Source organism: Alistipes sp. An116, assembly GCF_002161005.1.
Classification (GTDB): Bacteria; Bacteroidota; Bacteroidia; order Bacteroidales; family Rikenellaceae; genus Alistipes; species Alistipes megaguti.
Genome location: NZ_NFLR01000004.1, coordinates 141,439 through 153,769 on the forward strand (window position 1 = coordinate 141,439; position 12,331 = coordinate 153,769).

The window sequence follows — 12,331 nt, forward strand, 5'->3', positions numbered from 1 at the left end:
TATGAAACGAATAACAACATACATTTTAATTGTAATGGTGACCAGCACGGCTGGTTGTAGCAGCTTTCTCGAAGTCGAAAACATTGGCAAAAGCACGACCCCCTCTTTTTTTGCGGAGCTTACGGGCCTGCAGAGTGCATATTACGGCTTATACAGTGCCACCTACTCATTTTACGACGATTACGCGATCAATTATCCCGATCTGGCGAGCGACCTGGTAGATACCACGCCCAACGCCGAGGAGGCTCAAACAGATATTTACAACTTCCTGGCACTACCTGAAGACAACGCCGGTTATCCGCGGATGTTCTGGAGAGGTGCTTACAGTGTAGTCACAAACGCCAACAATATCATCTATTACGGTCCCGACCTGAAGGACGATTATCCGAACGATACGGATGAGATTGACCGGATCATTGCACACGCATATTTCATCCGAGCACTCATGTTCCTGAACCTCTGCAATGCCTACTGCCAGACCTATACTTACACGACAGACGCCTCGCATCTGGGTATTCCCCTGCCCATACACCCGATAAGTTTCAACGACGTAATAGCCCGGAGCAGTCTGAAGGAGGCCTATGTGCAGATCATCGAGGATTTCAATACGGCGCTGATGACACTCGAAAAGACAGGTGAAACCGACGTATATTATGCCTCGGCAACGGCATGCCGGGCATTGCTGGCCCGTGTCTACCTCTACATGGGCAACTACGACCTGGCGGAACAATATGCCTCGGAGGTCATCGAAGAGGTGCCGCTGACACCCTACGCCGAATACGAAATGATGTTCCGTTACCCGCACGAGAACAAAGGCAAAGAGGCGATACTTCGGATGAGCGGCTACGACAAATCATCGTCGATAAGCAAACTCTACGATCCATCCAACTCTCCGAAAGCCGTACCTTCAGCGAAACTGCTGGCACAGTTCGACGACCCAGACGATATTCGGCGCCAGCGGCTGCTGCATTACGATCCTGTTTATGAAGGTTATGAAGACGATATACACGGATACGAAATGGACGCTTGCGTGAAATATTACGTCAACGATAAATATAAAAAGGATAACAACGGACTTTACGGTCACAGTGATCCGTTCGTTGTACGATGCTCGGAAATGTACTTGATCCGGGCCGAAGCACTCTGCAACCGGACAAATCCCGATCTCGATGGTGCCGCCTCCGACCTGAAGGCCCTGATCGCACGCGCAACGAACAAATCGGAGGGCGACATCGTGCTGGAATACTCGGGACAGGATGAAATGGACACGCTGATCGAGCGGGAACGCATGCGCGAACTCTGTTTCGAGGGACATCGGCTGCTGGACATCGCAAGGCGTCATCAGAATCTGGAGCGCGATGAAGAGTCTCCGGCAACAACGAAATATCTCGCTTATCCCGATTATCGCTTCGTGCTACCGATCTGCCAACTGGAAATGGATTCCAATTCTGCGATGAAGCAGAATCCCGGATACGAAGGTGCAGAGTAAACAAACATTCCATAAAACAAGCGCTATGATTCAAAAAATAGGTTTTATACTGGCCGTAGCAACAGCCATGCTGCTCTCCTCCTGCGAAAAGGACGAGCCATATGACCACCCGTTCGTCTACATTATACAGGCCGATGACAACTCTTATGCTGCAACGTCGACCGTATCATCCCAGGCGACGGTTGTCCGCACATACAACATTTGCCTCAGTTCGAAAGAGTTAACCGAGAACCTTGTCGTGGACTACTCGTTTACAGTCGGCGACGGGCTGAAGGCCGGGGTCGATTTCGAACGTATGACCACCGGCAGTCAGGTCGTCTTCGTACCGGGTGTTTACTCCATGCCGATCCGTATCCGCTGGCTGCCCAATGAGGTCGATACGTCGAAGGACAACACGGTGACGATCCGTATCGAAAATACCAACCTTGGATTTACGATCGGATTTCCGGGCCCCGACCAATTGTCCCGGCAGCATACGATACGAAAAATAAACATGTAATCATCACCTTTAATCCATACAAATATGAAAAAGTATTTATCCATGATTTGCTTCCTGGGTGCGTTGTTCACCGCAGGATGCAGCGACGACAAAACCGGAGAAGAGGAAGGTCCGACAGGTGAGGCCAAAATCACGGCATTCAGCTTCAAGGCTGAAAACAATCCCGATTATTTGGTAAAGGATTACACCGGCTCGATCTCCGGCACCGCGATCAGCGTAAGGGTACCGGCCGACACCGACCTCTCGGCACTTGTCGCAACGTTCGAAACGGCTGACGGAGAATCGACAGTGACGGTAAACGGCACGACGCAGATCAGTGGCACGACAGCCAACGATTTCAGTGATCCGATAGACTATCTGGTAAGCCTCGGCAAAAAGAACGCCCTCTACACCGTAACGGTAAGCGAACTGCCGGAGGCCGTATGGACCAAGGTCGGAGAGTGGGAGCAGGATGCAAGTGCTATTCGCCTAGAGATAGATCCAACAGACAATCTTCCTTGCCTTGCAGTGACAAATGAAAATGCGGTGACATTCGCTAAATTGAATGGAAATACGATCACAAGCGAAACCGTAGTGAATCGGAAAGGCCAATATCCAGGATTGGGTATCGACAACTCCGGACAGCCCTACATATTCTTCTATGAGAGTGAGACGCTTAGCGGAACTGTAGCCTCCAAAACAGGCGGCGTATGGGCTGAAGTCTGCAATACAATCGAAAGATCAGCCAATCAAGCCGGTCCTACCATTGCCGCAATTGATGGAAAAATATTTGTATTCACGGTGAATGACAACAGAAACCCGAATACAAGAAGACGCTTGATCGATGTAGCCACTTATGACGGCAACGCCTGGACTACGACCGGTGATATTCCCGGACGCAATATAGCCAGAGGATATTGGCCCATCGCACGCACTAAAAACGGAACAATGTATCTGTTTGTATTGAATCCCGTTTCACCTAATTCATTCTCCATTTATACATACAAAGGCGGAACATGGAGTACTCTGATCGAGGAATATGCGTATCCGTCTTCCGAACCCGGCACAGAACCTGCCACATATCATTCGTTCCCGCTCTATTGTCCGGATATGCAAATCGATGATGAAGGCAACATATACCTCGGAATTTGCTACGAATACAGCCCCCAAGTCCTCAAGATTGACGCCAAAACAAAGGAGATCAATCGTGTCGGCTCAGCAATTCCATCTCCTGGTAATACTGCCGGACGAACTTGCCGCATCGCAATAAGCCCTATAGGTAAGTTATATATGGTCTATAGAAATTCAGAAGACGCCAAACTGCTACAAGTTGTTTCTCTCGACGAGAAGACAAAAGACTGGACTACTCCGGTACAGATCAGTTCAGAACCTGTTTTTGATGAGTTTGAATGCAAATTCACGAAGGATGGCACAGCTTATCTTGCCTATTATGTCCAGGAAGAAAAAAACGATGATGTAGTTACCGCCCCCGCCAAGATATGTCTCTACAAATTGGCTACTGCAGAATAACCTTGAGTCACCTCTATCCCTACTAACCTTACAACTTATGAAAAAAAAGATTCGCACAGCAAGGGCCTATGCAATGGCCCTTGCTCTTGCGGTAACAATCTCGATATCATCGTGTCAGACTCAAGATTTAGTGTTATTAAATAATGGATCAACATATATAAAAAACGACGAGAAAGTTAGAACTACGCGATCAAATATAACAATTACAAGGACAGTCTTTGAAAAAGTCCAAGAAATTATTTGTGATCATGCAAATATTTCTCCAAGTCAGATCCAATTAGGTTCGATTATCAGAAACGATTTAGGCCTTGACAGTTTAGATTTTATTGAGATAATCATGTCAGTCGAGGAGGAATTCGGAATTTCTGTCCCTGACGAGGCCATTGATGACCTGATAACAATAGAGGATTTAGTGTTTCATATAAACACGAATCTTTCATCGCATCCGGCAATCTTCAGTAAACTGATACGGATACTTGAAGATCAAATTAATATTTCCAAAGGTCAGGTGGATACTTATTCCAACCTGAATACAGATTTGGGAATGGATAGCTTGGATTTAGTAGAATTAATAATAGCTGTCGAAGACGAGTTTGACATAGAGATTCCTGATGAAGCTATCGAAAATATTGTAACAATTGAAAATCTGATTGATTACATAGCATCACAAACTGAATCAAATACTCCGATTGATCCGCCAGACATCCCGATAACTCCTAATCCTGATCCTGATCCTGAACAACCAGTATCAGTTGATATCGAAGATTGGATCAAAGAAACATTATCCTTAAAAACTGGCTTCCCAGAATTTATGATAACCTCGTCAACCCGCTTAATAGACGATTTAGGAATGGATGAATGGGATATTATCGATTTCAAGTTAGAGGTTGAATCATACTTCGGGATTTTGATTTCTGATGACAGATTAGAAAGGATGCTAACCATTGGGGATTGGATTACATACATTGGAAACCGCTCATTTGACCGTCCATTAGTATCATCCTCCAATTAAAAATGCGGGCCTTGAGGCTCGCATTATTTTACCAAATATATGACCATGAAGTTGATTTTCAACCTTCTGATATTATTTATTCTAACGCAAGGGATACTTGCTGCACCGCCGCAGGCGGCAATCAAGCCAGGACGTTCGGGAACGGTCTTTCTCGATCGCAACGGCAATGGAATTCGAGACAGGGGAGAGCGCGTTCTGAAAGGTATCCCCGTATCCGACGGCGACACGATTGTCATTACCGACCGAAAAGGCCGCTACACTCTTCCTGCAACGGCGCACAGCAGCATATTCCCGATCCTTCCGTCCGGCTACGAATTTCCTGACGGCGGAATTTGCAACACCCGGTTCCGATACTACCCCGACAGTACGACAGCCAGCAATGCCGATTTCGGACTGGTGCGCCGCCGGCAGCCCGACTGTTTCAGTATCGCCGCTGTGGGCGACGTACAATTCGGTGACACACTTGAAGCTGGTTATGCCTCACGTACCTTTTTCTCGGAATTATCAGCCCGCAGCGACATTGCCTTTTCGCTCTTCCTGGGAGACCTGGTAAACGACGATTGCACATTGTTTCCGCTTTTTAGAGAGCTGGCCGACAAACTCCCTATGCCTTCATGGACACTTCCGGGTAATCACGACCGAGACATGGACAGCGTCCGGGCAGTCATTCACTACAATTCGGCCTTCGGTGCCGACACATATGCCTTCAACTACGGATCGGTCCATTTCATCATACTCAACAATGTCTTTACGGTTGGCCGTCGGGGTTATGTCGGAAAACTAACCGAAAAACAATTACGGTTCCTGCGCAACGATCTGGCCTGGGTGCCGCGAGAGAAACTTGTGGTCATCGCGCAGCATATTCCGATGGCAACCGTCAAAAACAAGAACGATGTGCTTGCACTGCTCGATGGACGCCGTTGTCTGCTGCTTTCGGGACACACCCACTCAGTCTTCCGGAAACGATTGTCGGAAAACGTACAGGAGTTGGTTGCCGGAGCGGTCTGCGGATTGCTCTGGACCGGAGAACAAGACCTCGATCTGGTGCCGCGCTCGCTACAACCATGCGGTACCCCACGCAACTATTTCCGTATCGATTTTGACAAAACAGAATATGCATTCCGGTTCAAGGGTATCGGCCTGGACGAAGCGTTCCAAGCTGACGTATGGATAGTCGATGGCAATCCACAGGACCGGGAGATCGAAGACCTGTCCTCCCTGCCTACGGGAAGCGTTGTGGTGAACCTCTTCGCCGGAGGCCCGGAGACTCGGGTTCGGATGCGGATCGACAATGGTGCCTGGCAAACGCTAACGCACACAATCATGGCCGCACCAACGGTCTTGCGGTCAAGACTACGCAACCAGCAGGGCTACCTACAATCGAAATATGCACATCGCTCGCCCCACCGCAATATTCCTTCTCCGCACATCTGGGCAGGTCAACTACCCGAAGCAACCCTGCCGGGCCCCCACCGAATGATTCTCGAAGCCCGAGACACAACGGCGGATGGCGCTGTGAAACTGATTGATTCCCGGGTGATTTTTGCCCCTTAACAATCATCTATATGTGAATTTAACATCCAGATTATGACTTTATAGTAATATTGCTCTTGATGATTAACTTTGCCTCAAATTACGTTTAAATGATAAATTTGCCGATGTAGAAATCTCTTTGTATCTTGCACATCGTTAAATTCCCAATCGTTTAGATTTACTCTATGTGTTCGGAAACATCACCAGATTCAGCATGTTTCTGAATGTCATAAGGGATTACCGCGTTATAGGCTCAAAAAGCGATAAAGAGCAGCCATCTTACCTTGCAGCAACGCTGTAAGATGTCCTGGATACAAATGCTCCCGCCTAAACAGGCGAGTTTAATATTCTTTCGCATTCCGGGCCATTACCTTTTTATGTGTAATTTCCACATCAATCATGGCCGCCCCTCATCTGCCGTCAATTCCTATTCAAACAGCCCGGCCCGCTTCGTGTCGTAGGCCTCATTCTCGATCGCCTGCGGCTGCCGGAACTTGCCGAACTGCCAGTAAACAGAGAACGAGAACATCCGTCCCAACACCTGCCGGTAACCCGTTTGCGTGAAGGTCTCGGCGCCGATCACCTCACGGACTTGTCGGCTGCGATGCAACAGGTCGGTGATGAAGAAGCTGACGCCCAGATGCGGTTTCGTGAAATAGCGCGACACCTGTAGCTCCATGTCCGGATACATCGTGAAGTCACGGCTCTGGGCCGACATCGTGTAGGGACGGGCCCGGCATCCCCAGTAGATGCTGGCTCCCCACAACGACAGCGTGGCACTCGCATCGGCCGAAAAGCTGTTGATCGTGTTGGAGGGAGCCGAAGCAAATTCGTAGGTGGTATTCATGTAACTGCCTCCGAGATTCAGCCGCAGGATACGTGCCGGCTGCAGCCGCAACAGAAGATTGACCCCGTGCCGGCTGTTGCGACCGATGTTTTCGTAGGTCGTCGTCGAGATGTTGTTGTCATCAACGGTGGTAATGCGTTCAATTGCATTGTCGGTGAGGGCGTATCCATAAGAGAGATGGATGCTTTTGAACCACTTGGATGAAAACTCGCGCGAAACAGAGCCTCCGAAATTGTGAGTATATTCGCCCTTCAAATGCGGATTTCCCGTGCGGAGATTCTCTGGGTCGGAGATATCCACATAGGGATTAAGCTGCGAAACGTTGGGCCTGCGGACGCTGCCTCGATATGAACCTCCAATAGTGAATCGCTTGATCCGCAGGGAGACGTTGGCGACCGGAAGGATGTTGAACTCGTGATAGTCGAGTTTGCTGCCGCCCGTACTGAGGAAGATCCCCTTGTTGCTGACGTTTTCACCCTGCAGCGAGAGCCCGTAGCTCACTCTATTCTTGAACAGCGATCCAAAAAAATGCACCCGGGCATAGGCTACCTGTTGCCGGTAGTTCAACCCGTCGAAACGCTCCTCTTCGGAGCAGAACGTATCCGTGACGGGATCATATAACTGGTAGTCGGTGGCATTGTCGTACAAGCGGTTGATATATCCGGCATACGTATACAAGGCCCATTTGCGTTGGGTATTCGGATCGGCCAGCAGCATGCGGAAATCCACGTTGTGTTCGCGCGAACCGTTGGTAGCGGTCACCTGCCGGTTTTCATCCGCGGCGTCGGTTTGCGTGTAGAGCATCGACTGGCTGCTGTTGGTGCGCGAGTCGGTGTAGGTGTACTTCAGGTTATAGTTGTTTCGTTTGACCCGGCCTTTTCCCCACTTCTGGCTCACCGTGAATCCGGCATTGAACCGCATGGGCGAATCTTCGTGCCCGCGCGTCGTATTGCTCGTGGCGCGAATCTCGTTGCCTGCGGCATTCAAGGTCTGCGAATGGGCGTCGCTGTAGGTATCCGACGTGCTTTTGCGGGTGGAGAGCGCCAGGTTCAGATCCACTTTCTCGTTGAACAACGACCGAAACAGATTCATCCCAAGGTTATGACTCATGGAGTTGCTCCACGAAGCCTGCGTATTATCCAAGGTTTTGTAGCTACTCTCCGGATCGAGCATTTCGCGCAGGGTACGGTTGCTCAGCTTCGGGGCGTCGGTGTAGCCGAATTGGTAGTTGACACCAATTCCGGTCCAGGGCGTATTGGCCACCACATTGGCACCGGCTGTGTAATCGCCCCGGGTTGAGGCATTGGCATTGATCTGTCCGGCAAAACCGTAGGGCAAGGGAGCCGCCAGCCTGATGAGCAGGATAGGTTCCGTGTTGTTGTACTCGGGCGATCCGGGCAGTACGAGTTCGATCTTCGACATGTAGCTCGCTTGGATGAAATTCATCGGATACTGGCGGTTGACGTTGATCATGCCGTTTTCCCGATCGTCGACGTAGATTCTGGTGACAGGCGTATTCTCGTACTGCAGTTTTCCGCTGGCGGGATTCATCTCCAGTTCGGGGACTTTGCTCATGATCTCCATCATCCGCATACGTTTGGCATCGGGGTCCGCGGCCACGTCATAGATGAGCCGGTCCGTTTCGCGCCGCACGAGTTGCCGAGCCTTGATTTCGACACTTTGTACCTCCACACCGGCTTTCAGGGCAATCTTTCCGAGATTCTGCCCGCTATTATCGAAGGTTATTCTTTTCGAGAGACTTTGATAGCCGACGAAGGTGAACCACAACTGATAATCGCCCTTGCGAGGCAGACTGATTGAAAAACGGCCGTCGGGATAGGTTATTGCCGTAGCGGCCTGCTGCCCCTCGCCATTCAAGGCGACCACGGTGGCATAGGCCAGCGCCTTGTCGTTGGCCGCATCGACCAACCGTCCGACGATATTCCGATTCTCTTGGGCAGTCACGACACCGACCGACAGCATCCCCCAAAAAAGACAGAACCGAAGTGTTGTTTTTCGACAAAAAATCTTCATAATGATGTGCACACAATGGTTGAGAATGCATCATATCATTACAAATTTCGGAAAACAATATGACATCTGGAAGAAATCTACAGAGAATTTAGAAGTTAGAGTTCTCTCTTTACAACCGAAGTCAGACTCCTAACCCCATACAAAAAAACAAATCTCTGTCCGATGAAAATTCACGGCTTATCAAAGTAGATTAGCTAAGATCTGTCTTCAGATTTTACACACGAATTGGAGGTTCATTTTCAACCACAAGAAAAATGCGGACAAATTGCGGGCATAACGAGTAAAACAAAAATCCCAAATGATTTATAAACAATCATTTGGGATTTTTCAATAGTACCCGGAGCCGATATTGAATGATTTTGCTTAGGTTATGGGAAGCTTTGTGATGACATCCTGGATCCTGGTGGAAATTATTGATAGATTTTTAGCATCAAGAGAGAAATGCGGACACGGTGCGGACACGCAAAAAGAAAAACCGCGTTAAACGAAAGTTTGACGCGGCTCATGGTGCCCAGGACAAGACTCGAACTTGCACGAACGCAATTGTTCACTACCCCCTCAAAGTAGCGTGTCTACCAATTTCACCACCTGGGCATTGCACGCATCTGTACGGCCTTTTGTACGACCTTGTGCGCGACCTCCCGAATTATCTTTCGGGCCTGCAAATATAGGCACTATTTTGCTATTTGCAAAATTTTCGGAGAAAAAACTCGAAAATCTTCTTCCGGGGGCGGCCCCGCAGCCGAAGAAGGCTCCGGCTACGGCCGGACCGTATCCCGGCCCGGCCGCTGCGGAGGTTGGGCCTGTGTCCTATTTGATCTTCATCTCCCGGAGCAGATAACCGGCACCGCCGATGCGGTCCATGACGAAGAGCACGTAGCGGATATCGACGGCGATGTTGCGGCAGATCGTGGGGTCGAACGCGATGTCGCTCATCGTCGAACGCCACGTACGGTCGAAGTTGATGCCGATCAGTTCGCCCCGGGCGTTCAGCACCGGCGATCCGGAGTTGCCGCCCGTGGTGTGGTTCGAGGCCAGGAAGCAGACCGGAACCGTCCGCCGTCCGTCGATCTCCACGCCCCAGCGCCCGTAATCCTTCGAGGCGTAGAGGTCGCGCAGCGCCTGCGGAATGTCGTAGTCGTAGATCTCGGGGTTGTCCTTGGCGATGATCCCGTCGAGGGTCGTCAGCGGCGTGTGGTACTCGCCATCGGCATACTCGTAGCCGGCAATGGCGCCGTAGGCCACGCGCAGCGTCAGGTTGGCGTCGGGGTAGTAGGGGTGGTCGGGCCACGTGGTGCGCAGTTCGTGGACATAGCCGCGGTAGAGATCGTTCAGACGCCGGCTCGTGAGGTTGCGCAGGCGGTCGGTACCCAGCAGCCAGGTGATGTGGTCGAGCATGCGCTTCGAACCGTTGCGCAGCGAGTCGCTCAGCGGCGTCTCTGCGCCGGCCCACACCTCCTCGAAGACCTCTTCGGCGAAGGTTTCGGGTGAACCGCTTCGGGCTACGCCGTCGAGGAAGACCGGCACCTGGTATTGGGCCGGACAGCGGCGGGCGTATTCGCCGAAGAGCCAGCGGAACAGTTCGCGCTCGGTCTCACGACGGGCCGGGAAGACCGCCTCGGCACGCTCCTCGTCGGTATATTTCGCCGGCAGGGCCCGGAGGGTCTCCACCGTGATTTCACGGGCGAAATAGGGGGTCATGATGCGTTGGTATTCGGCCTTCATTTCGCGCAGCAGCTCCGCGCCGCGGGAATTTTCGCGGGCAAAGGCCTCTTCGCGCTGACGTTTGGTCTCGACGGTTTTCCGGCGCGTGAGGCCCAGCACCTCGCCTTGCCACTTCTTCCAGGCATTGGCGATCGTGGCGCGCTGGGCGGCGTAGTGGATGCGCAGCGCCGGATCGCTCTCCTGGGCGCGGGCGATGATCTCGAGGCGGCCGTCGCGGATGGCGATCTTGGCCGGGTCGGACTGCGTGGCGATGTACTCCGCGGCATCCGAGAGGATATACTCCTGGGTGTTGCCCGGGAAACCGTAGATCATCGTGAAGTCCCCCTCGCGGAACCCTTTGGTCGAGATCGTGAAGTACTTTTTCGGCCGGTAGGGGACGTTGTCGGGCGAGTAGGCGGCGGGTTTGTTCTCCTTTGAGGCGTAGATGCGGAAGACGGAGAAGTCACCCGTGTGGCGGGGCCAGATCCAGTTGTCGGTGTCGCCGCCGAACTTGCCGATCGACGAGGGCGGGGCGGCCACCAGACGTACGTCGTCGAACTGCTCGTAGAGGAAGAGGAACTGCTGGTCGCCGTAGTACATCTGTTCGACGGAGGCCTTGTAGCCCTCCCCTTCGGCCTCGGCGCGGCGGATGATCTCCTCGGGGGTCTCACCGGCGGCGATGCGGTCGGTCACCTCCTCCATGCGCACCAGAAAACGGACGTTGAGCCCCTTGTTCGGAAGCTCCTCCTGGCGTGAACGGGCCCAGAAACCGTGGGTCAGGTAGTCGTGTTCGACGGTCGAATGGCGCTGGATGGCATCGTAACCGCAGTGGTGGTTGGTCAGCAGCAGCCCCTCCGGGGAGACCAGTTCGCCGGTGCATCCGCCGTCGAAGAGCACCACGGCATCCTTCATCGAGGCGCGGTTGATCGAGTAGATGTCTTCGGCCGTGAGGCGGAATCCCTTGGCGCGCATGTCGTCGATGCGCGAGGCGATGAGGCTCGGGAGCCACATGCCCTCGTCGGCTGCGGCGGTCAGCAGGCTGAAGAGGGCCAGAAGCGAGAACAGGGTGCGTTTCATGCGTTGAGGAATTTATTCAGTTCGGTGTATACTTTCTGGACGGGGAGTCCCATGACGTTGTAGAACGATCCTTCGATGCGTTCGATGGCGGCATAGCCGATCCACTCCTGAATGCCGTACGAGCCGGCCTTGTCGAAGGGGCGGAAGGTGTCGACGTAGTAGTCGATCTCCTCATCCGTGAGGGGCCGGAACCAGACGTCGGTCCGCGCCTCGAACGAGTGGATGCGCTCCGTCGTACGGAGGGTCACGCCGGAGACTACCGTGTGGCGGCGTCCCGAGAGGCTGCGGAGCATGGCGACGGCCTCTTCGCGACCGTGGGGTTTGCCCAGCACCCGTCCGTCGAGCACCACCACGGTGTCGGCCGTCAGCAGGATGTCGCCTTCGGCGAGCGGTGCGGGGTAGGCGCGGCTCTTGAGCTGTGAGAGGTAGAGCGGGACCTCTTCGGCTGCAAGATCGGCCGGGTAGCGCTCTTCGCAGTCGTATTTCGGGGCCAGTTCGTAGGGGAGCCCGCAGGCCGTGAGGAGTTCCCGGCGGCGGGGCGACTGCGAAGCCAGCAGCAGCCGTCGGGAGTGGAGTTGTTCGTGTAAAAGCATGTTTTCGTGCAGGTCGTTTTTTGTTTTTTTGTCT

8 protein-coding genes and 1 tRNA gene are annotated in these 12,331 nt (G+C 52.5%); 5 read left to right on the plus strand and 4 right to left on the minus strand.

Annotated features, from left to right (window positions below; genetic code table 11):
• Nucleotide 1: 1 nt before the first annotated feature.
• Genes B5E60_RS04155 through B5E60_RS04175 form a run of 5 tightly spaced genes read left to right on the plus strand, consistent with a single transcriptional unit; the run spans nt 2 to nt 6,063 of the window.
• Nucleotides 2–1,489 carry a RagB/SusD family nutrient uptake outer membrane protein gene (locus B5E60_RS04155; protein ID WP_087309633.1) on the plus strand — a complete coding sequence of 496 codons (1,488 nt, stop codon included), beginning with the start codon at nt 2–4 and terminating at the stop codon, nt 1,487–1,489.
• A gap of 25 nt (nt 1,490–1,514) precedes the next feature.
• On the plus strand, nt 1,515–1,988 hold the full coding sequence (locus B5E60_RS04160; RefSeq protein ID WP_087309806.1) for a hypothetical protein: 474 nt from the start codon (nt 1,515–1,517) through the stop codon (nt 1,986–1,988).
• Nucleotides 1,989–2,012: 24 nt separating this feature from the next.
• Nucleotides 2,013–3,497, plus strand: a complete 1,485-nt coding sequence (locus tag B5E60_RS04165; protein WP_143260656.1) for a hypothetical protein — start codon at nt 2,013–2,015, stop codon at nt 3,495–3,497.
• A 37-nt stretch (nt 3,498–3,534) separates the two neighbouring features.
• A complete protein-coding gene (acpP, locus tag B5E60_RS13710) occupies nt 3,535–4,509 on the plus strand; it encodes an acyl carrier protein (RefSeq protein WP_239403223.1) in 975 nt (324 codons plus the stop codon).
• Nucleotides 4,510–4,548: 39 nt separating this feature from the next.
• Complete coding sequence (locus B5E60_RS04175; RefSeq protein WP_087309637.1) at nt 4,549–6,063, plus strand: calcineurin-like phosphoesterase C-terminal domain-containing protein; 1,515 nt, start codon at nt 4,549–4,551, stop codon at nt 6,061–6,063.
• Nucleotides 6,064–6,469: 406 nt separating this feature from the next.
• Here B5E60_RS04175 and B5E60_RS04180 read toward each other — a convergent pair whose 3' ends face one another.
• The 4 genes from B5E60_RS04180 to B5E60_RS04195 all read right to left on the minus strand — a co-directional run bounded on the left by B5E60_RS04180 (nt 6,470) and on the right by B5E60_RS04195 (nt 12,297).
• Nucleotides 6,470–8,854 carry an outer membrane beta-barrel family protein gene (locus B5E60_RS04180; protein ID WP_162611592.1) on the minus strand — a complete coding sequence of 795 codons (2,385 nt, stop codon included), beginning with the start codon at nt 8,852–8,854 and terminating at the stop codon, nt 6,470–6,472.
• Between the two features lie 574 nt (nt 8,855–9,428).
• A tRNA-Leu gene (locus B5E60_RS04185) sits at nt 9,429–9,517 on the minus strand.
• A gap of 216 nt (nt 9,518–9,733) precedes the next feature.
• Entirely contained in the window at nt 9,734–11,704 is a 1,971-nt protein-coding gene (locus tag B5E60_RS04190) for a S46 family peptidase (RefSeq protein ID WP_087309641.1), read from the minus strand.
• Entirely contained in the window at nt 11,701–12,297 is a 597-nt protein-coding gene (locus B5E60_RS04195) for a Maf family nucleotide pyrophosphatase (protein WP_087309643.1), read from the minus strand. The genes B5E60_RS04190 and B5E60_RS04195 overlap by 4 nt, the downstream gene beginning before the upstream one ends.
• Between the last annotated feature and the right edge of the window lie 34 nt (nt 12,298–12,331).

Bases quoted from the DNA above. Each gene is read 5' to 3' on its own strand.
- B5E60_RS04175 (WP_087309637.1), top strand. From the start codon at position 4,549: ATGACCATGAAGTTGATTTTCAACCTTCTGATATTATTTATTCTAACG.
- acpP (WP_239403223.1), top strand. From the start codon at position 3,535: ATGAAAAAAAAGATTCGCACAGCAAGGGCCTATGCAATGGCCCTTGCT.
- B5E60_RS04155 (WP_087309633.1), top strand. From the start codon at position 2: ATGAAACGAATAACAACATACATTTTAATTGTAATGGTGACCAGCACG.
- B5E60_RS04190 (WP_087309641.1), bottom strand. From the start codon at position 11,704: ATGAAACGCACCCTGTTCTCGCTTCTGGCCCTCTTCAGCCTGCTGACC.
- B5E60_RS04160 (WP_087309806.1), top strand. From the start codon at position 1,515: ATGATTCAAAAAATAGGTTTTATACTGGCCGTAGCAACAGCCATGCTG.
- B5E60_RS04195 (WP_087309643.1), bottom strand. From the start codon at position 12,297: ATGCTTTTACACGAACAACTCCACTCCCGACGGCTGCTGCTGGCTTCG.
- B5E60_RS04165 (WP_143260656.1), top strand. From the start codon at position 2,013: ATGAAAAAGTATTTATCCATGATTTGCTTCCTGGGTGCGTTGTTCACC.